General features: G+C 66.4%; 18 protein-coding genes. 9 read left to right on the forward strand and 9 right to left on the reverse strand.

Going from position 1 to position 19129, the window contains the following annotated elements; all coding sequences use genetic code 11:
* Positions 1 to 307 precede the first annotated feature (307 nt).
* From RBT54_RS16135 to RBT54_RS16145, 3 genes are all read left to right on the forward strand, one after another.
* Positions 308 to 511: a hypothetical protein gene (locus tag RBT54_RS16135; protein ID WP_320368084.1), complete on the forward strand. Its 204-nt coding sequence runs from the start codon at positions 308 to 310 to the stop codon at positions 509 to 511.
* Positions 512 to 896: 385 nt separating this feature from the next.
* Entirely contained in the window at positions 897 to 1082 is a 186-nt protein-coding gene (locus RBT54_RS16140; RefSeq protein ID WP_320368085.1) for a hypothetical protein, read from the forward strand.
* Entirely contained in the window at positions 1066 to 3012 is a 1947-nt protein-coding gene (locus RBT54_RS16145; protein ID WP_320368086.1) for a pyruvate kinase, read from the forward strand. The genes RBT54_RS16140 and RBT54_RS16145 overlap by 17 nt, the downstream gene beginning before the upstream one ends.
* Before the next feature lie 21 nt (positions 3013 to 3033).
* On the opposite strand, the gene phnX is transcribed toward RBT54_RS16145, so the two are convergent.
* The 6 genes from phnX to RBT54_RS16175 all read right to left on the reverse strand — a co-directional run bounded on the left by phnX (position 3034) and on the right by RBT54_RS16175 (position 10136).
* The gene (gene phnX / locus RBT54_RS16150; protein ID WP_320368087.1) at positions 3034 to 3846 is read right to left on the reverse strand and encodes a phosphonoacetaldehyde hydrolase; all 813 of its coding nucleotides are present in this window, start codon (positions 3844 to 3846) and stop codon (positions 3034 to 3036) included.
* Positions 3847 to 3883: 37 nt separating this feature from the next.
* The gene (locus RBT54_RS16155; RefSeq protein WP_320368088.1) at positions 3884 to 5110 is read right to left on the reverse strand and encodes an FAD-dependent oxidoreductase; all 1227 of its coding nucleotides are present in this window, start codon (positions 5108 to 5110) and stop codon (positions 3884 to 3886) included.
* Positions 5111 to 5120: 10 nt separating this feature from the next.
* On the reverse strand, positions 5121 to 6239 hold the full coding sequence (locus tag RBT54_RS16160; RefSeq protein WP_320368089.1) for a 2-aminoethylphosphonate--pyruvate transaminase: 1119 nt from the start codon (positions 6237 to 6239) through the stop codon (positions 5121 to 5123).
* A 16-nt stretch (positions 6240 to 6255) separates the two neighbouring features.
* A complete protein-coding gene (locus RBT54_RS16165) occupies positions 6256 to 7959 on the reverse strand; it encodes a putative 2-aminoethylphosphonate ABC transporter permease subunit (RefSeq protein WP_320368090.1) in 1704 nt (567 codons plus the stop codon).
* Positions 7956 to 9035 carry a putative 2-aminoethylphosphonate ABC transporter ATP-binding protein gene (locus tag RBT54_RS16170; RefSeq protein WP_320368091.1) on the reverse strand — a complete coding sequence of 360 codons (1080 nt, stop codon included), beginning with the start codon at positions 9033 to 9035 and terminating at the stop codon, positions 7956 to 7958. Before RBT54_RS16170 ends, RBT54_RS16165 begins: the two co-directional genes overlap by 4 nt.
* 69 nt (positions 9036 to 9104) lie before the next feature.
* Positions 9105 to 10136, reverse strand: a complete 1032-nt coding sequence (locus RBT54_RS16175; protein WP_320368092.1) for a putative 2-aminoethylphosphonate ABC transporter substrate-binding protein — start codon at positions 10134 to 10136, stop codon at positions 9105 to 9107.
* Positions 10137 to 10315: 179 nt separating this feature from the next.
* Between RBT54_RS16175 and RBT54_RS16180 the strand changes: the two genes are divergently transcribed.
* From RBT54_RS16180 to RBT54_RS16200, 5 genes are all read left to right on the forward strand, one after another.
* Positions 10316 to 11038, forward strand: coding sequence for a phosphonate utilization associated transcriptional regulator (locus RBT54_RS16180; protein ID WP_320368093.1), 723 nt, complete (start codon positions 10316 to 10318; stop codon positions 11036 to 11038).
* Positions 11028 to 12383 carry an aspartate aminotransferase family protein gene (locus tag RBT54_RS16185; RefSeq protein ID WP_320368094.1) on the forward strand — a complete coding sequence of 452 codons (1356 nt, stop codon included), beginning with the start codon at positions 11028 to 11030 and terminating at the stop codon, positions 12381 to 12383. Before RBT54_RS16180 ends, RBT54_RS16185 begins: the two co-directional genes overlap by 11 nt.
* A gap of 1 nt (position 12384) precedes the next feature.
* Positions 12385 to 13248, forward strand: coding sequence for a DMT family transporter (locus tag RBT54_RS16190; protein WP_320368095.1), 864 nt, complete (start codon positions 12385 to 12387; stop codon positions 13246 to 13248).
* A 127-nt stretch (positions 13249 to 13375) separates the two neighbouring features.
* Complete coding sequence (locus tag RBT54_RS16195; protein WP_320368096.1) at positions 13376 to 13807, forward strand: NUDIX hydrolase; 432 nt, start codon at positions 13376 to 13378, stop codon at positions 13805 to 13807.
* Positions 13808 to 13939: 132 nt separating this feature from the next.
* Positions 13940 to 14479 (forward strand): CYTH domain-containing protein, encoded by a 540-nt coding sequence (locus RBT54_RS16200; RefSeq protein WP_320368097.1) that lies wholly within the window; start codon positions 13940 to 13942, stop codon positions 14477 to 14479.
* A 45-nt stretch (positions 14480 to 14524) separates the two neighbouring features.
* Here the strand turns inward: RBT54_RS16200 and ppk2 are convergent, their stop codons facing one another.
* A complete protein-coding gene (ppk2, locus tag RBT54_RS16205) occupies positions 14525 to 15448 on the reverse strand; it encodes a polyphosphate kinase 2 (RefSeq protein WP_320368098.1) in 924 nt (307 codons plus the stop codon).
* Between the two features lie 566 nt (positions 15449 to 16014).
* Between ppk2 and RBT54_RS16210 the strand changes: the two genes are divergently transcribed.
* The gene (locus RBT54_RS16210; RefSeq protein WP_320368099.1) at positions 16015 to 16494 is read left to right on the forward strand and encodes a low molecular weight phosphatase family protein; all 480 of its coding nucleotides are present in this window, start codon (positions 16015 to 16017) and stop codon (positions 16492 to 16494) included.
* A gap of 33 nt (positions 16495 to 16527) precedes the next feature.
* Here RBT54_RS16210 and RBT54_RS16215 read toward each other — a convergent pair whose 3' ends face one another.
* Positions 16528 to 18177: a PEP/pyruvate-binding domain-containing protein gene (locus RBT54_RS16215; RefSeq protein WP_320368100.1), complete on the reverse strand. Its 1650-nt coding sequence runs from the start codon at positions 18175 to 18177 to the stop codon at positions 16528 to 16530.
* Positions 18174 to 19129 (reverse strand): DUF47 family protein (locus RBT54_RS16220; RefSeq protein ID WP_320368101.1); only part of this gene is annotated, 956 nt, incomplete at its 5' end. The genes RBT54_RS16220 and RBT54_RS16215, both read right to left, overlap by 4 nt.

Genomic DNA, 19129 nt, shown 5'->3' on the forward strand with positions numbered 1-19129 from the left:
CGGACAGCAGCGACTCGTGGTCGAGTATTCGAGTTCATATTGTCTATTTATCAATGACTTAACGAACGCCATTTTACCCGTTTCCCATAGGGTTCACAAGGGCTATAAGCTAAAGTTGAGAGCATTGTCGGTTCGACGGGTCATCTCCGATGCCGGCGCCCACGCCCACGCCGTCACAAAAACGTAACTGGACGATCGATTGTTTAGGCGGAAAATCCCGGGCGAGCTGAACGATTCATCGCTTTCGGGCAAACATCCAGGCCCCGCCTCGGGGCTTTCTACCGCTGCACGACAGGAGTAATCCAAAATGCAACGCGCTCATGACCCACTCGGCCACACCGTCGCAGATCCGCACCGTTTCGTTACAGCCAACGCGTCTCAATCGAGCCGGCGCTACGATGGATCGCAAGCCCTGTCCAAACCGCGCATCGCAGACTTGGTCGACGACCACGACGCCTTGGCGGAATGGCAGCGCAATGTGGCCAAGCTGCGCGAACAGCACAAGGCCTAGTGCGCGCCGTTTGTTGCTTGCGTATGGGTCGAGCATCGGCCGCTGGTTCCACTTTGATACTGGCGCGACGTCGCTGCCGCAGGCCGCATGCACGACGCGCCGTTTCTTCGCCCGCCTCCGGCTTCATGGACGGTACGATCGGCCTTCACTAACAGGTCATCAGGCGGCCCTCGCCCGGATGGGCTGATTGGCCGCCAAGGGACATCGTGACATCGCCGAGCGGATGAGTCGGGTTGTTCAGCAAGAGGTCCTCAATGTTGGGCCAGGGCGTCTCGACAAGCTCGACGGCGGAGCCCGAACGCCCTGTCCCATTGCCCCGAGCGCCTCGACTTCCGCCTGGTGATTCCATTTTTCGATTTGTCGTTCAGCCGCTTGATATGCCAGCGTGACGATCGGCATGTTCGCCACGGCCATCAAGGGCGAAATCACCATCGCCCTGCTGCGGCCCGGTGTGCGGGGCGGGCAGAACGCGGGATCGGCTGCAAGGCTGGCGCGTCACGAATCAGTCATCAGCGCGGCGCATCATTGTTTCAGGCAAATGAAAGCCTGTTCTGATGGACGCTCTCGTTGAGGACCGCGCCATGCTCGATGGCCAGCTCAGATCTGCAGCAGCGGATGAGTCCGCGCAAATTGCACCCCCAAGCGCCCCCCACGAGGGCAAGCAAACCCGAAGCGAATGGGACCAGGCAGCGTGCCTGGCGCTCATCGACGAGCTGTGGGTGTTGCGGCAAGAACTGCTTGAGTTCGAAGGGAAGCTCGGTGAGCCGTCCGAGGCGCTCAAAGCGAGCGCCCGCAACCTGGCCCACTACATCGCCCTGCGCCGCAAGGATCGAAGGCATCTGCAACTGAAGCTCGCCAGTCTTGGGCTGTCCTCGCTCGGGCACGCGGAATCCCACGTGCTGGCGAACGTAGACAAGGTGCTCGGGATCCTGCACCGACTCACCCATCAGGCCTGGTCCGACCGCTCGGACGACGAGCCCGTCGGCATCAACAGCAGTCGCCGACTGCTTGAACAGCACAGTGTGGACTTGCTCGGCCCCCAGCCCGGCGACCGGGCGGTCCGGATCATGGTTACCCTGCCCTCGGAAGCGGCGAGCGACTTCGACCTCGTTGAGCAACTCGTCGTCTGCGGGATGAACATCGCCCGTATCAACTGCGCGCATGATGACGCGGACAAATGGCGATCGATGGCCGAGCATGTGCGAAACGCCGCGCGGGCACACAGCGTCGATGTTCGAATCCTGATGGATCTGGGTGGGCCCAAACTTCGCACCGGCGAGATCGCTGCGGGCCCGGACGTCCTGAAGCTGCAGCCTCGGCGCGACGCCTTCGGGATCGTGGTCGCGCCGGCCCGCGTCCGACTCATTCCGACTGCCCCCACTACCCCCGGGGACGAGATCCCCGCCATCGGCGTCGATCCGGAATGGCTTCTCCCTCTGCGCCAAGGAGACCTCCTGACCCTGACCGACGCGCGGGGCTCCGATCGGGTGTTGACCGTCGCCGATGTTGCCGTCGCAAGCGTCATCGCAGAGACAGACCGCAGCACCTACATCGTGCCCGGAATCGACCTGCGCCGTGAGCGCAAGGGTACGGGCGCGCGTCGCGGTGAAATCAGGGGCGTACCGGAGACGCCAGGCAGCCTGTTGTTGCGGACAGGCGATCTGCTCCGGATAACCGCGTCGGGCATCGCACAACCCTTCGGCGCGGACAACCGGTCGGATCCGCGCCGTGTGCCGTCCATCGCCTGCACGCTCCCCGAGGTGTTCGGCCAGGTGCGGACCGGCGAACGGATCTTCTTCGACGATGGCCATATTGGTGGCGTCATCCGCGAGGCGAGCACCGAGGGGCTGACCGTTCAGATCGTCAGCGCGAACCTCAAGGGCAGCCGCCTTGCGGGCGACAAAGGCATCAATCTGCCGGACAGCAAACTCGAGTTGCCGGCGCTGACCGGCAAGGACATCGAGGACCTCGAGGCCGTCGCGCGCCATGCCGATCTGGTCGGACTTTCTTTTGTGCAGCGCCCCCGCGATGTCGAGGCTTTGCACGCGCAATTGAAAGCGCTGAAGGCGGATCACCTCGGGGTCGTGCTGAAGATCGAGACGCGGCGGGCCTTCGAACGCCTGCCTGAACTGATGCTGGCGGCCATGCACTGCCGCAGTGCCGGGGTGATGATCGCGCGCGGCGATCTGGCTGTCGAGTGCGGCTACGAGCGTCTTGCCGAGGTGCAGGAAGAAATCCTGTGGGCCGCTGAGGCTGCCCACATGCCGGTGATCTGGGCAACTCAGGTACTGGAAACCCTCGCCAAGACCGGGCAGCCATCGCGCGCCGAAATCACGGATGCCGCCATGGGTGAGCGGGCGGAGTGCGTCATGCTGAACAAAGGGCCGCACATCCTCGAGGCCATTCGCACGCTCGACGATATCCTGAAGCGGATGCAATCCCATCAGTCGAAGAAGCGGGCCCTGCTCAGAGCGCTCAGCGCATGGTCACCAACGCGCTGAGTTCAGTCGCCCGCGAACTCGTCACGGGCGCTCGCCCCTCCTGAGCCGCGCCTCGATCTCTTCAATCACCGGGACCAGATCGGCGATCGTATCGATGACAAAATGCGCACCCGCGTCGACGAAGGCCGGTGTCACGCGCTCACGGACCTCACGTCGTTGCTCAGCCGTTGCCGATGTGTATTCAGCCAGCGTCAGACCAGCCGGGCTGCCGGACAGAGCGAGGCCGACGGTCCACATCCCCGCATTGATGCCCTCCGCGATGCCGGGCACCGTGTCATCCACCTTCACACAGCGGGCAACGCTCCCGATGCCCAGTTCGAGCACACACTGCAAGGCCATCCACGGCCCGGGGCGCGCACCGGCCTCCAGGTCGTCGGCACACACGATGCAGTCGGGGGCATACCCGTTATCCTCCGCCGCTGCCATCAGGCGCTCCATCACCTGGCGCGGATAGCCGGTCGTCGAGCCGATTTTCATGCCCCGGTTACGCAAGGCCGCGATCGTCTCCAGCGCTCCGGGAATGAGATCCGCGTGGGCGGCGACGCGCTCGACCTGCAAGGGCAAAAAGGTGCGGTAGATGTGGCCGATGTCGGCATGGCTCATCGGGCGGCCGAACTGCGCCTGCCAGCGAGCGCCGATGACGGGATCCGCGCCCAGCGCTTCGATGTGTTGCCACTTGCCCAGGCCCATCGGCCCCCGGGCTTCCTCGAGCGAGAGATCGAAATCGAACGCCTGCTTGAAGGCATCCACGAAGATCTGTGTGGGGGCGAATGAGCCGAAATCGACGGTCGTACCCGCCCAGTCGAAGATCACCGCTTCGAGTTGATGTTGCATGGTCATGTGTTCCTTTTCTTGATGAGTTCGAGATCGCTCAGCCGGACGACTTGCCCGCACGCGTTGCCGCGCAGGCCGCCAGGAAGGCAGGTGCAAAGGGGTCGAACGCGCCGCGTCGCGCCGGATCGAAGCTTGAGGGCGAGATGAACGGCGGCTGCGCCAGGACAAGCTCCGCAAGGAGCCTGCCGACGCCGCCGGAGAAGGTGATGCCCGAGCCGTTGCAGCCGGCCGCCACAAACAAGCCATCGATGTTGCGCGACGCGCCCAGGATCAGTTGCCCGTCATCGGTGTAGTTGCTCGGCCCGGTCACGTAATGCGCGATCCCCAGCGACCTGACAGCCGGAAAGAACGCATCGAGTGCATCGGCACCCTCGGCCAGATTGCTCCAGCCCTCCGAGTCCGCCTGATCGAAGACGAAGCCGTCGAGCTCCGCCGGCAATTCGCGGGCATCGACCACCGCAGGCACCCGCTCACGGATGCCGAACAGCAGCCCGCCAACTTCCGGCCGGGCGTAGGCCCGGATCTCGGGGATCAGCACGATCGCGCCGTCGCGCGGAAAGATTGGTGCGGCTTCGGTGATCCAGTATTGGCTGCGGACCGGCGCCATCGGCAGCGGAAGCCCCAGCTCGACGCTGAGCAGATTCGCCCACGCACCGGCCGCGTTGATGACGATCCGTGCGTCCAGGCGCCGCCCATCGCTCAGCTCGACGCCGGTTACGTGGCCATCGGCATGCAGCACATGACGCACATCGGCGTTTCGCATCAACTGCACCCCGCCGCGAACGGCCGCCCTCATGTACGCCGATGCGAGCAAGTACGGCTCGACATAGCAGTCGTCGGGGAAAAGCACGGCGCAGTCGTAAGCCTGGGGCCGCAACCAGGGCGCACGCGCCTGCGCCTCGGCGAGACTCAGGCTTTGGCTGCGGACCCCCAGCGCCGCAGCCGCCTCCGCGCGCTGCAATAACGCCTCGGCGCCCTGCTTCGACGCCACGTGAAGTGCACCGACGGCGTGACGCCCCAGGTGCTCACCCTCCGCCTCGAGCGCTGCCATGGCCCGGAACGTTTCCTGGGCCAGGCCGACCAGCAGCGGATCGTCGCGGACCTGCGTCACCAGCGCCGCCGCACGGCTGGTCGCCCCGCCGGCGGGGTGTCCGCGCTCGAGAATCATCACCCGGTGTCCCTGCCCCTGCCGGGCCAGGGACCAGGCAATCGCAGCGCCGAAGACGCCTCCGCCGACGATCAGGATGTCACGTGTTGAGTTCAAACCGCACCCCTCACTCATCGACGACGATGCCGAGTTCGCGCAGGCTGTCGCCCACCGCCGCCACCACCTTCTCCAGGTCGCGCGCATCCAGGGCGCCGATGCAGCCGACGCGGAACGTCTCGACCTGGGTCAGCTTGCCCGGGTAAAGAATGAAGCCGCGCGCGCGCACACGTTCGTAGAACGCCTTGAAGTCATAGGCCGGATGCGCCGGTGCATGGAAGGTGACGATGATCGGCGCCTGCACCTCGGCGGCAAGAAAGGGCGTGAGCCCCAGGCCGCGCATGCCTTGCACGAGCGCGGCGCAGTTGCGTGCATAGCGGGCACCGCGTACGGCCAGGCCGCCTTCCTCCTGGTACTGAGCAACGGCTTCATGCAGGGCGACGACCACATGGGTGGGCGGCGTGAAGCGCCACTGGGTGGTCTTCTGCATGTAGGTCCATTGATCGTGCAGGTCCATCGCCAGCGAATGGCAGTTGCCCGCCGAGGCTTCCAGGGCCGCCCGACGCACAATGACGAAGCCCATGCCCGGAACGCCCTCGAGGCACTTGCCCGATGCGGCGATCACCGCATCGATCGGCATCGAACGCAGATCGATGTCGATGGCGCCGAAGGAACTCATCGCATCGACGATCAGACCGCGCCCCTGGCGCGCAACCACGGCGGCGATCTCGGGAAGCGGATTGAGAATGCCGGTCCCGGTCTCGCAGTGCACCTGCGCCACGTGCGTGATGGCCGGATCGGCCGCCAGTGCTGCTTCGATCGCAGCCGGATCGGCGGGGCAATCCTCGGCAAACGGCAACTCCACCACGTCGCGGCCCAGGTAGCCGAGGATGCGGACGATGCGCGCGCAATACGCGCCGTTGTTCGGCACCAGCACCTTGCCCTGGCGGGGCACCAGCGTCCCCAGCGCGGCCTCGACCGAGAAGGTGCCCGAGCCCTGCAGCGGGACGCAGACGTGGGTATCGGCGCCATGGACGATGTCCACGAGCTGCTGGCACAGCTCGCCGGTGATACGGTTGAAGGCCGCATCCCACGACCCCCAGTCGTGCAGCATCGCCTGCTTGGTGCGCAGGGACGTGGTGAGCGGGCCAGGGGTCAGCAGCAAGGGATCGCGATCGATCGAATACATGAATACTCCAGATTCTTTAACGGGACGGGCTCCGCCACGCCTGCTGGCGACGGAACAGGAAGTGGGTGAGTAGCGAGTACGCGAGGCTGACCACCGCACAGGTGATCACGATCAGCGTGGCCATCGCGGCGGCCGGTCCGAGCTCGCCCGCCTCGTCCAGGTTCAGGATCGAGACCGAGGCCGGCAGGGTGTTGGGCGAGTACAGGAAGACCAGCGCGGAGACCGTGGTCATCGCGTTGATGAAGAGGTAGCGCGCGATCTCGAGCACGGCCGGCAGGCACACTGGCAGGGTCACCCGCCACAGGGTCACGAACTGCGACACCTTCAGCGAGGCCGACACCGCCTCGAACTCGCGGTCGATGCTCTTGAGCGCGGTCAGCGCCGTCAGATGGCAGGAGGTGTAGTAATGCACCACGTTCGCAATCACCATGATCGCCAGCGTGTGATAGAGCCCATTGAGCGGATTCGCCGGATGGTTGAAGAACAGGATGTAGCCGATGCCCAGCACCAGGCCTGGCACCCCCATCGGCAGCGCTGCCGCGCCCTGGACCAGCGGGCGCAGCCAGGCCGGGCCGGAGCGGTTCTTCTCCAGCAGGTAGGCCACCAGGAAGATGAAGGGCGTCCCGACCAGCGTGGTCAGACCGGCGATCTTCAAGCTGTTGAGATAGGCGTCGAGCACGCCCGCCTCGGCAAGGCCGTAGCGGTAATGGGTGAGTGAGAGCTCGAGGTTGTACGGCCAGAACTTCACCAAGGATGTGTAGGCCGCCATGCCCAGCACGCCCAGCATCGCCACGCTCACGAGCACGCAGTAGGCGAGCAAGGGCACGTCGCGGCGCCAGTCCGGGCGCGGCACATAGGGCACGGCACGCGCGGTGAGGCTCGCCTGCTGCTTGCGCTGAATGCGCCAGTCAACAACGAAAGCGACCAAAACCGGCAGCAGGAGCAGCAGCGCGACCACCGCGCCGCGACCGAAGTTGTGCATGCCGACGACCTGCACATACACCTCGACCGCAAGCACCGGGAAGTTGCCGCCGATCACCTTGGGGATGCCAAACTCGCTGACCGAGTACGAGAACACCACCAGCGCGGCGCTGATCAGCCCGTAGCGCGCGCTCGGCAGCGTCACGGTGACGAACTTGCGCCAACGCGAGGCCGACAGCGCCTCGGCCGCTTCGAAGAGGCGCGCATCGGCGGTGGCAAGCGCAACGACCAGGATCATCAACGCATGCGGGAAGCTCGCGTAGACGGTCGAGATGATGATGCCGATGGGGCCATAGACGGAGTTGTCGCCCAGCCAGCTCTTGAGCACGCCCTGGGTGCCGAACCACTGGATGAAGGAAATCGCCCCCACCAGCGAGGGCCCGAGCAGAGCGGACAGCCCGACGATCCGCCACACCCCGCGCAGCGGCAGACAGGCGCGCTGGATGGCGTAGGCGTAGAGAAATGCGAGCGGCACGGTGATGACCGTGACGACGAGCGCGACCCAGATCGTGTTCCAGACCGCCCGCCCCATGCCGGGCGTCGAGGCAAATTCGACGAAGCGCACGAGGCTGAACTCGCCCGCATCATCGAACAGACTGCCCATCAGCAACACGCCGAGCGGCAGGATCAGGAACACGCACAACAAGAGAGCAGCGCCGATGAGCAGCCCGGTACTCAGCCGCTCGCTCGTCGTCTGGCCCTCGCCCAGCCAAGGCAGTGACAGGGTGCGTCGCGTCATGCCGGCTCCGGCATCGGTCGCAAGTGCTCGGGTGGAATGCCGACGCGCAGGGTGGCGCCGGCAGCGATCGATCGCCCCGCCAGGTAGTTGCTGGAAAACTGCGCAACCAGCGGCTGCTCCGCGAGATCGTGCGCACGCAAGGTAACCAGCGAGTAGGCGCCGAGGAATTCGTGCTTCTGCACATAGGCGTAGAAGCTGTTCTCGCACTGATCCAGCGTGTCGTACAGGCAGACGTCCTCGGGGCGAACGTAGAACCGGTGCGAGCGACCGGGCGACAGGGGCTCGGCACAGCGCAGCGTCAAATTTCGCATCCGGACATGACGCTCTCCGACGGCAGGTCCCTCGATCAGGTTGCCGCGCCCGATGAAGTCGGCCACAAAATCGTTGGCCGGTGCGCGATAGATGTCCTGCGGGCCACCGACCTGCTGGATACAGCCGCTCTTCATGACCACGATGCGGTCGGCCATCGCGAGTGCCTCTTCCTGGTCGTGCGTCACCATGATCGTGGTCACGCCCAACTGGGTCTGCAGATGGCGGATCTCGGAACGCAACCGCACGCGCTCGATGGCATCGAGCGCAGACAAGGGTTCGTCCAGCAGCAACAGGTCGGGCGCCGTCGCCAGCGCGCGCGCCAACGCGACGCGCTGCTGCTGACCGCCCGAGAGCTGGGTGGGGTATTTGTGCTCGATGCCGGGCAGGCCCACCAGGTCGAGCATCTCGGCCACGCGCCGGCGCACGCCTTCGCGCCCCGCGCCCCGATCGGCCTTGCGGCTCTTCAAGCCGTAGGCGACGTTCTCGGCGACGGTGAGGTTCGGAAACAGCGCGTAGGACTGGAAGACGATACCGTAGTCCCGCAAGGCCGGAGAGCGCTTCGAGATCTCCTCACCCCCATGAAAGATCTCACCGGCGTCCTGGCGCTCGAGCCCCGCGATCGCGCGCAACAGCGTGGTCTTGCCACACCCGGACGGGCCGAGCAGCACCAGGAACTCGCCACGCGCGACGGCCAGATCGACCTTGTCGAGCGCGACGAAGGCCCCGAAGTGCTTGGTCAGGTTGCGAATCTCAAGATGCGCCATGCGTGATCCCGGAAATGGCAAGCGCCGCCCCGACGGCAAGACCGCCCGGGCGACGTGACGGACAAGGGCTTACTTCTTCGCTTCGGACTTGTTCGCGTAGCGCTTCTGCCACTCGGCGAGGATCGCGTCGCGGTTCTGCGCCATCCAGGCGAAGTCGTTCTTCACCAGGCGCTGTTCGTAATCGCTGGGAACGTGCTTGAGGCGGGTGGCGATGCCCGGGATGGCGACGACGGCGAAGTTCTTGGCGTAGAGCTCGTTGGCCTCACGGGTCGCGGCCCAGTCGGCGAGCTTGCCGGCAGCCTCGACGCGCGGGGTGTCCTTGACGATCGCGATGGCTTCGACGTCCCAGCCCAGGCCTTCGCTCGGGAAGATCACGTCGATCGGCGCGCCCTTCTCGCGCACGGTATTCGCGCGATATTCGAACGAGATGCCGACCGGGAACTCGCCGGCACCGGCCATCACGCAGGGTTTGGAACCGGAGTGGGTATAGACGGCGACGTTGTCGTGCAGCTTGTCCATGTACGCCCAGCCGCCCTTCTCGCCGAAGATCTGCAGCCAGGCGGTCACGTCGAGGAAGCCGGTACCCGACGAGTTCGGGTTGGGCATCACCACCTTGCCCTTGAACTCGGGCTTGAGCAGATCTTTCCAGCTCTCGATACGCGGCAGGCCCTGCTTCTGCATCTCGGCGACGTTGTAGCAGACGGCCGCACCCCAGACGTCCATGCCGACCCACTTCGGCGGGTTGGCGGCATCGCGGAACTTCGGGTTGATCTCCTTGAGGTTCTGCGGTGCATAGGGCTGGAGCATGTTCTCGCGATCGAACACCACCATGCTGGAGGCCGCCACGCCCATGATGACGTCGGCCACCGGCTTGTTCTTCTCGGCCAGCAGCTTGGCGGTGATGATGCCGGTCGAGTCGCGTGTCCACTTGATCTCGATGTCCGGATGCTGCTTGTTGAAGGCTTCCTGATAGGCCTTCAATTGATCGGTCTCAAGCGCGGTATAGACGTTGAGCACCGTGTTTTCGGCATGTGCCGGGATCGACACGGACAGTGCAAGGCCAAGGGCGGCGAGGCTTTGGGCAAGGCGTTTGAGCGTCATGCGACATCTCCAGGATGAAAGGGGCAACGCAGCTTGTCGGGGCTGTTCCTGTCACTGGAAGGTCAAGGCGCCCGACTAGACTGCAGGCAGGTTAGCCTCCGTACATTGCAGATTGTTGACAATATACAATCTAGAAAAATGATCTACACTGGCGCCACCTCTTCGCACCCGTGATCGAAATGTCCGCCCTGCTTGCCGACCCCACCGACACCGCGCTCACCCTCGTGCAGCGCACCTCACTGACCAGACTCGTGGCCGAATCGGTCGAGAAGCTGATCCTCTCGGGCGAGCTTGCCCCCGGCGCCAAGCTCAACGAGGTGGCGCTGGCCGAGCGCCTCGGTGTCTCGCGCGGCCCGCTACGCGAGGCGTTCCGCATGCTCGAGGAGTCCGGACTGATCCGGCAGGAAAAGAATCGCGGCGCGTTCGTACGCGAGATCGCGCTCGACGAGGCCGCCGACATCTACGAGGTGCGCGCCGGGCTCGATGCGACGGCCGGCCGGCTGCTTGCAACCCGCATCACCCCTGCCCAGCTCGCAAAGCTACGCGGCATGACCGACCGCATGCAGGCAGCGGCGGCCACCGAGGACATCGACGGGTTTCATGTGCTCAACCTCAGGTTTCACGACCAGATCGTGGAGATGACCGGCAACCAGCCGCTCATCGACATCTATCGCAAGCTCGTCAAGCAACTCACCCTGTTCCGGCGCCGTAACCTGTTCGCCCCGATGGCGATCCCGCACTTCGCCGATGAGCACAGCGCGATCGTCGACCTGCTGGCCACGGGGGATGGCGAACGCTGCGCGCAGGCGCTCCTCGCCCACGCCGAGGGCGGCCGGCAGCGCATGCTGCGTGACGGGGCTCATCTGGAACCACACCCTGCGGGAGGACCCCATGCGCGCTGAGATCGACCGCTCGGAGGGCGACGTCAACCTCGACGATCGCCGGACTGCGTGGCAGTCGGCGCACATCGACGAGGAGACCCGGGCGCTGCTGGACGAGGACGCACGCTGGTTCCTGCATCAATCGATGAGCACCCCCTGTCTCAACGTGCTCGAGGGCGCCCACGGCGCATGGCTGACCGACACGGCGGGCCGCCGGATCCTCGACTTCCATGGCAACAGCCTGCACCAGGTCGGCTATGGCCACCCGAGGGTGATGGCAGCCCTGCGCGAGACGCTCGACGCCCTGCCCTTCAGCCCCCGCCGCTACACCAACCGCCCGGCCATCGAACTGGCACGCCGGCTGTGCACGGCCGCCCCGATGGAGGACGCAAAGCTGCTGTTCGCGCCCGGCGGCACGGCGGCGATCGGCATGGCGCTCAAGCTCGCGCGGCTGGTCACCGGCCGCTTCAAGACCCTGTCGATGTGGGACGCATTCCACGGCGCCTCGCTCGACGCCATCTCGATCGGGGGCGAGGCGGTGTTCCGCCGGGGGATCGGCCCCCTGCTCCCCGGCACCGAGCACGTCCCCCCGTGCGACCCGGCGCAATGCGTGTTCGGTTGCGGTGGCACTTGCGCCTTGCGCTGCGTCGACTACATCGATTACTGCCTGCGCAAGGAAGGCGACGTCGCCGCCGTGGTGGTGGAGACGATCCGCTGCACCGACGTGCAGATTCCGCCGCTCGACTACTACCGCCGCCTGCGCCAGATTTGCGACCGCCACGGCGCCCTGCTGATCCTCGACGAGATCCCGATCGCGCTCGGCCGCACCGGACATCTGTTCGCGATCGAGCGCTACGGAATCGAGCCGGACATGATCGTCATCGGCAAGGGTCTGGGCGGTGGGTCGATGCCGCTGGCCGCCCTGATCGCGCGAGCGCGCTTCGACGTCGGTCAGCACATCTCGCTCGGCCACTACACGCACGAGAAGAACCCGCTGGCCTGTGCGGCCGGCCTGGCCGTGCTCGATGTCCTCGAGGAGGAGCAGCTGTTGCAGCGTAGTCTGCGCCTCGGCAACGCCACCACGGCCTACCTGGAGCAAGCGCAGGCGAGCGCGCAGACCGACGCCATCGCCTCCATCCGCTCAGCCGGCCTGCTGATCGGGATCGAACTGAAGGACACCGCAACCCGCCGCGCGCAGGATCTGGCCGAGGCTGTGCTGTACCGATGCCTGTCGGACGGGATCTCCTTCAAGGTCGGCCAGGGCAACGTCCTGGTGCTGGCGCCACCCCTGAACATCGAAGAGGACGACCTGTGGTGGGCGCTCGGGCGCATCGTCGATGCGCTGGACACTGAGTCCCGCGCCTGACATGGCGATGACGCCAGGCATCGTCCTCGCCGTCCTCGCCGCCGCCCTGCTCCACGCCAGCTGGAACGCGCTGATCCGGGGTGCAGGCGACAAGCGGCTCTACACGCTGCTGCTCCACGCCTGCAGCGCGGCGGTCGGCGCCGTGGGGCTGCTCTTCACCGGCCTGCCCGCGCCCGAGAGCTGGCCCTACCTGGCGCTCTCGGCCGTCATCCATAGTGCCTACATCATGCTGCTCATCAGGGCCTACGAGGGTGGCCAGCTTGCCACCAGCTACACCTTGATGCGCGGCCTGCCACCGTTGATCGTGGGTGTCCTTTCGGGCCCCGTGCTCGGCGAGGCGCTGGGCCCGGAGGGAGCCCTGGGCATCGCTCTCATCAGTTGCGGGGTCATCGGCATAGGGTTCGCGTCGGGCTTGCCCCTGGCCCGCATCGTTTCACACCCTTCGACGCACGCTGCCGTGCTGAACGCCGTGGCCATCTCAGCCTACACGCTCGTCGACGGCCAGGGTGCGCGTCTCGCCGGCAACCCGCTCGCCTACGTGTTCTGCCTCAGCCTGCTGGAACCCATCGGTGTCCTGCTCGCCGGTCTGCGCAGCGACCCCGGCGCGTTGCAGCGCTATTTCGTGAGTCACTGGCGCCTCGGGTTTGTGGGCGCGATAGCCGCCATGCTCGCCTACGCCACCGTGCTGTGGGCGATGACGCAGGCCCCGATCGCCATGGTGGCGGCACTGCGCGAAAGCTCGGTGATCTTTGCGGTCCTGATCGGCGCGCTGTGGTTCAAGGAGGGGCACCTGCGACGCGGCATGGTCGCGGGCACCGTCGTCATGGCTGGGGTGTTTCTGCTTCGCAACTGGCAGTCGGGATGATCGGCAAATCAGTCGTCAGAATGCTGAAATAAAATCGCCATATTTATATTATATAAACGCTTTATATTGTTATCTGTCGGCAGCTCCCCACTTCCCTACAACGCCCAACAACGATCCCCTCGCGAACATGGCCAAGGAACGTCTCTCCTCCGCTCCTCCCCCGGGTGCCTGGGCAGTCATTCATTGCACGAAGACGGACACCTATCTCCTGGGCAAGCGCTCACACGCCGTCAATAACGGCGGCGCCTGGAACCTCTTCGGCGGCCGGGTCGATCGTGGCGAGGCGCCCGCCCGAGCCCTGACGCGAGAGCTCGCCGAAGAGGCCGGACTGCGGATCAAGCCGAAAGCCCTGAGGCGGATCTCGACCATTCGCTACCGCGATGCCGACGATCGCGAACTCCATTATTTCCTGCTCGAAGTCGAGCGCGAACTCGCGCCCCGCCTGAACCGCGAGCACTCGCGCTACGGCTGGTTCAAACGCCGCCAGTTACCCTCCAGATTCAACCTCCCTACCAACGTCGCCATCAAGCACGGGCTGCTCAAGAAGGGCAAGGCCTGACGCAACGCTATTCCGCCACGCCGGGATCGGCACACGCCCGCCCAGGCCCCACGGGTGTCCCACGCACCCGAGGCGACCAAGCCATCAGTGATCTTGTTACAATCGCGCCCTCACCAAGCGATGCAGAGCCTTATGGCGCGCGAAATCGAACGCAAGTTTCTGGTCCGCGACCCCCGCATTCTCGACGGCCGTCAGGGCGAGCGGATCATCCAGGGCTACCTCGCCAAGGAATCCGGGTCGATGTCGACGCGGGTCCGTATCCGTGGCGATCGCGCCTACCTCACCTTGAAGTCACCCAAGGCCCGCTACAGCCGCGAGGAATTCGAGTACGTGATCCCGGTTGCGGACGCCGAGGCGATGATCGCGAATCACTGTTCGGGACGCATCGTGCGCAAGACCCGTTACCTGATCGATCACGGCCCGCATGTGTTCGAGGTCGATGTTTTCGAGGGCCGCCACGCGGGCGTGATCGTCGCCGAGGTCGAACTGGCGCACGAGCACACCGCCCTGGATCTGCCCGACTGGGTTGGCGACGAGATCACGGACGACAACCGCTACTCGAATTTCGTGCTGGCCACGATCGAGAGCGGACTGGCTGTCGCAGAGCACCAAGTGCCGCAGGCCGACCAGATCCTGCCAGCCGCTTCGATCCCCATCCGCTCGGCTGCGTAAAACGAGGCGAGCGCCTCTGGCCGCAGGCGCGCGCTGGAGCGTCGTCTAGCGGAACCAGGCCGGCACGACCATCTCGCGCGGAACCGGATGGCGAGTGTAGTCGGCGTGGCGCACGCGTGCGGGCAGTTCGACCAGCGGCCGCTGCACTTCGGTGTAGGGCATCTGACCGAGGAGATGGTGGATGCAGTTGAGCCGCGCCGCCTTCTTGTCGTTCGCCTCGACGATCCACCACGGCGCCTCTCGGATGTGGGTGCGCTCGAGCATCGTCTCCTTCGCGACCGTGTAGCGCTCCCAGCGCGCCCGTGACTCGAGATCCATCGGGCTCAGCTTCCACTGCTTGAGCGGATCGTGGATGCGCGACATGAAGCGGAAATGCTGCTCCTCGTCGGTGATCGAGAACCAGTATTTGATGAGCTGGATCCCGGAGCGGACCAGCATGCGCTCGAACTCGGGGACCGAGCGGAAGAACTCCTCGTACTCGTCGTCGGTGCAGAACCCCATCACCCGCTCGACCCCGGCACGGTTGTACCAGCTCCGGTCGAACAGCACGATTTCGCCCGCTGCGGGCAGGTGCGGAACGTAGCGCTGGAAATACCATTGCGTGCGCTCGCGGTCGTTGGGCGCCGGGAGCGCGACGACCCGGCAGACACGCGGATTGAGGCGCTGGGTGATGCGCTTGATGACCCCGCCCTTCCCTGCTGCATCACGCCCTTCGAAGAGGATCACCACCCGATGCCTGGTGGTGGCCACCCAGTCCTGCAACTTCACCAGCTCGCCCTGCAAGCGCAGCAACTCGGTGAAGTATCTGCGCCGTTGCGAGCGATCGTCCGCCGTCTGGGGCTGCGACGTCCCGTCTCCCAGTTCGTCGAAGCGCTGATCGTCTAGCTCGAGTTCGAGCTCCTCATCGTAGCTGTCCAGCAGCTCACGCTCGATCCGGCGATGAAGGTCGCCAATATCCAGTCTTTCCATAACGTTTTCGATCCAAGATCGACCAATGCGTTTCGACGCACCCATCGTCTTACAGAATCATGACGCTAACGTGACGCCCCTGACACCGCCGACGCCCGAGCTTCACGGGCTTGCAACCCTGGACACCGACACTGCAAGACACAACGCTGCATTCCCAGAACCCGGTGATCACTCAAGGAGTGCGCATGCCGCTCACGAGCAGAAATGAAAGCCAGCATTCGATCGATCTGTACCGCGAGGCTACGCAACGTCTCGCCGGGCTCGCGGGCATCACCCTTCCCTCGTTCAAGTGTCGGAAATGCCGCAAGAGCCGAGTCGTGAAGGGGCGCCGACAAGCGGTACGTGGCACCTCACGCTATGGCTACCACTGCGCAGGCTGCGCACTTCCCCGAAAGCCGTGACCCGCTCCCCGACGCTGAAACAGTGTCGTCATCAGACGGCAACGCAGCGGGAACAGAGTTGCAGGTGCTGGTAGCCCATCGAGACGGCGATACGTAGCGCCGAAGCGGATCAGAAAGGCCCCCCAGACCTACACGGGCTCGCCGGCATGACTGGAGGTCCCGTCCATGCACGTTCTCTTCCTGGGTAAGGGCAACGACTGCCGCACGCTACTTGCCGAAGCCGTCTTCAATCATCTGGCGCCGCCCGGCTGCACAGCACGACGCGCAAGCTGCGACCATGCAGGCCCACCCGATCCCGCTGCCCTCCGCCTGCTTGCGAAGCAGGGTATCCAGCCGGCCCTGGAGACTGCGGAATCGCCCCGCGACAGCCCATCCGAGAGCGACGTCCTGATCACCGTTTGCTCGGTCGCCGCCGAGCAGGCCTGCCCGTGCTGCAGACCGGATGCGCTGAGCGCGCACTGGGGTGTCCACAGACCCGCCCGACACAAGGGGTTTTCAAGTCGCAGCGACCACGAGCTGCTCGACCTCTATCACATTCTCCGCGCCCGCATCGAGCGCCTGCTCGTCCTCGTGCAGGCTGGCATCGAGACGGATCGGCCACGCTTGCAGCGCGAGTTGGCGAGGATCGGCCGCTACCTGCCCTAAGCCGACGCCGAGGCATCCGAGCGTGCTCGCGGATCAGGATTGCACGGCAGGCACAGACTGGTGATGCAACGTATTGAGGCGGGCAAGCAGCGCCTCGGGCACGGTCTCGACGATCCCCGTGGCGCCGGCGTAGATCGCGCCTTCGTTGCCGTCGAGGGTGAGCACCGCGCCCTCGGGCAGCACGCGTTCGCCAAAGTGCACGCTGCGCCCGGCCTCGTCGATGTGCAGGGCCTCGCAGCCGACCAGGCAGACCTTGCCGAGCTGGCGCGCCACCACCGCCGCGTGCGAGGTGCGCGCCCCACGGCAGGTCAGCAGCCCGTCGGCGAGATCGAGCGCGGCGATGTCGCGCGTCTCGGCGTCGTGCCGCACCAGGATCACGCGCGCCCCGGCCTTGCGCCGTGCGCGGGCGCGCGCCTCGTCCAGCGCGATCTCGCCGCAGGCGACCCCGCTCGCGGCGCTCGGCGCGTGGGCGATGGGCTCAATCGGCGCGCCGTCCGCTGACCCGATCCGACGCTGCACCAGCGCGCGCGCATCGAGCCCGCGCGTGCGCTCGGCGGCCGTGTGCGCTTCGATCACGCCTTCGTCCAGCAGATCGAGCGCGATGCGCGCGGCGGCGAGCGGCGTGCGCTTGCCCTTGCGGGTCTGCAGCAGGTGGAGCTGACCCTGCTGCACGGTGAACTCGAAGTCCTGCATGTCGCCGAAGGTGCGCTCGAGGCGGGCCGTGGCGTCGAGCAGCGCCTGCCACACGGTGGGCGCCACCGCCGCCAGCGCCTCGTGCCCGAGCGCGCTGCGCCGCCCACTCACCACATCCTCGCCCTGGGCGTTGAAGAGGAAATCCACCCACGGCTGCGGCTCGCCGCTGCTCGGGTCGCGGGTGAAGCCCACCCCCGCGCCCGACAGCCCGCCCGCATTGCCGAACACCATGCGCTGCACCGTCACCGCCGTGCCGATGCGGTGGTCGATGCTGTGCATCGTGCGGTAGGTGCGCGCCTTGTCGCTGCTCCACGACGCGAACACGGCGGCGATCGCCTGCCGGAGCTGCTCGTGCGCGTCCTGCGGAAACGCTTCGCCGGCCTCGCGCTGGTAGGTGTCGAGATGGCGCTCGGCGAGCGCGCGCAGCACGGAAAAGTCGAGCTCGCGTTCGTCGGTCGCGCCGCGCAATTCATCCAGGTCGGCCTCGAAGTGGGCGGCATCGATGCCGGCGACGACCTCGCCGTAGCCGGCGATCAGGCGACGGTAGGCATCCCACGCCAGGCGCGGATGCCCGGTGCTGCGGATGAAACCGGGCAGGGTCGTGGCGCTGAGGCCGATGTTGAGCAGGGTCTCCATCATCCCCGGCATCGACACCGGCGCGCCGGAGCGCACCGACACCAGCAGCGGATGGCGCGGGTCACCCAGGCGCAGCCCGCAGACCTGCTCGAGCGTCTGCAGCGCGGGGCGCCAGTGACCGTCTTCGAGCGCCTGCGCCTGCACGCACCAGCCGGTGCCGATCACGAAGCCCGGCGGCACCGGCAGCCCGAGCGCGGCCATGCGCGCCAGGTTCCAGGCCTTGGCGCCGAGCGTGGCCGTGCCGCTGCCCGGCGGCAGCGGCACGTCGCGATGGATCATGTGCACGACGCAGCGCTCGTCGGTCGGAAGGCGGGTGGCGTCGCTCGGCGTCGCCTGTTGCACTCGTGCGTTCATTGCCCCACCCCCACACGGCTGAAGGCCAGCCGGCGCAGGCCGTAGCCGGTCGCCAGCAGCCAGTCCGAAGCCGACTCCAGCGCCTGCGCGAAGTCGGTGCTCAGGTTCAAGGTCGCGGCGTCGCTGACATGCTCGGCCAGCGCACGCCGCACGTCGCGCAGCAGCACGTCGCACTGGCGTTCGGCGTTGAGCACCCGCCACAGCGCAGCGACGAACTCCTCGTGATCCTCGGCGCTGCTGCCCTCGCCCATCGTGCGCGCCACCTCGAGCGCACGCACGTGGTCCTGCGCCGCGCCGAGCACCGCGTCGGCCAGTAACTGCATGGTCTGGTGCACCTCTCCGCGCCAGCCCTGGTGGTGGTCGGCCGCGATCAGGGACAGCAGGAAGGCGGCCTCCTCGAGCGCGTCGGCCACGTCGTCGGCGGTCTCCACCAGCTCGGCGAACGCTTCCCAGCGCGGCCGGGCTTCAGCGCGGGCGCGCGCATCCATCACCAACTGGTCGGCGCGGCGCTCCCAGTCCTTGGCGCGCTCGGCAAACTCGCGCGCGGCCTTGCGGTCGCGCTCGTGACCGTGGGCAAGACCATCGCGCAAGCCCTCGGCCATGGCGTGGCAGTAGGCGGCGTGCTCGGCAAGCAGGTCGAACTCGTCGTGCCGGTGCAGGTAGCGGGTGAGCAGCAGACGCGTGTCGTCGGCGACCAGCGCCAGCGGCTGGTGCTGCTGCGCGGCGCCCATCGCCAGTGCCATCACGTCGAGCACGAAGGCGCGCGCCTTCTCGGTGCCCATCACGGTGTCGAGGCGGTCGCCGATGCGAAAGTAATCCGCGCCCAGCGCCTGCATGGCGTCGATGATCAGCGTCTCGCCGCCCGCCTCCAGCCACGCCAGGTGACCGCTGCGCCGGCGCGCGGCCTCGCTCAGGAGCGCAACCGCATCGGTCTTGCTGACGACCTGCTCGT

Source organism: Thauera sp., assembly GCF_034003485.1.
Lineage (GTDB): Bacteria > Pseudomonadota > Gammaproteobacteria > Burkholderiales > Rhodocyclaceae > Thauera.

Coding starts and splice junctions, on each gene's coding strand:
- RBT54_RS16200 (WP_320368097.1), top strand. CDS start 13,940: ATGGCGCGCGAAATCGAACGCAAGTTTCTGGTCCGCGACCCCCGCATT.
- RBT54_RS16180 (WP_320368093.1), top strand. CDS start 10,316: ATGTCCGCCCTGCTTGCCGACCCCACCGACACCGCGCTCACCCTCGTG.
- RBT54_RS16160 (WP_320368089.1), bottom strand. CDS start 6,239: ATGTATTCGATCGATCGCGATCCCTTGCTGCTGACCCCTGGCCCGCTC.
- phnX (WP_320368087.1), bottom strand. CDS start 3,846: ATGCAACATCAACTCGAAGCGGTGATCTTCGACTGGGCGGGTACGACC.
- RBT54_RS16215 (WP_320368100.1), bottom strand. CDS start 18,177: ATGAACGCACGAGTGCAACAGGCGACGCCGAGCGACGCCACCCGCCTT.
- RBT54_RS16210 (WP_320368099.1), top strand. CDS start 16,015: ATGCACGTTCTCTTCCTGGGTAAGGGCAACGACTGCCGCACGCTACTT.
- RBT54_RS16190 (WP_320368095.1), top strand. CDS start 12,385: ATGGCGATGACGCCAGGCATCGTCCTCGCCGTCCTCGCCGCCGCCCTG.
- ppk2 (WP_320368098.1), bottom strand. CDS start 15,448: ATGGAAAGACTGGATATTGGCGACCTTCATCGCCGGATCGAGCGTGAG.
- RBT54_RS16185 (WP_320368094.1), top strand. CDS start 11,028: ATGCGCGCTGAGATCGACCGCTCGGAGGGCGACGTCAACCTCGACGAT.
- RBT54_RS16195 (WP_320368096.1), top strand. CDS start 13,376: ATGGCCAAGGAACGTCTCTCCTCCGCTCCTCCCCCGGGTGCCTGGGCA.
- RBT54_RS16175 (WP_320368092.1), bottom strand. CDS start 10,136: ATGACGCTCAAACGCCTTGCCCAAAGCCTCGCCGCCCTTGGCCTTGCA.
- RBT54_RS16165 (WP_320368090.1), bottom strand. CDS start 7,959: ATGACGCGACGCACCCTGTCACTGCCTTGGCTGGGCGAGGGCCAGACG.
- RBT54_RS16145 (WP_320368086.1), top strand. CDS start 1,066: ATGGACGCTCTCGTTGAGGACCGCGCCATGCTCGATGGCCAGCTCAGA.
- RBT54_RS16135 (WP_320368084.1), top strand. CDS start 308: ATGCAACGCGCTCATGACCCACTCGGCCACACCGTCGCAGATCCGCAC.
- RBT54_RS16170 (WP_320368091.1), bottom strand. CDS start 9,035: ATGGCGCATCTTGAGATTCGCAACCTGACCAAGCACTTCGGGGCCTTC.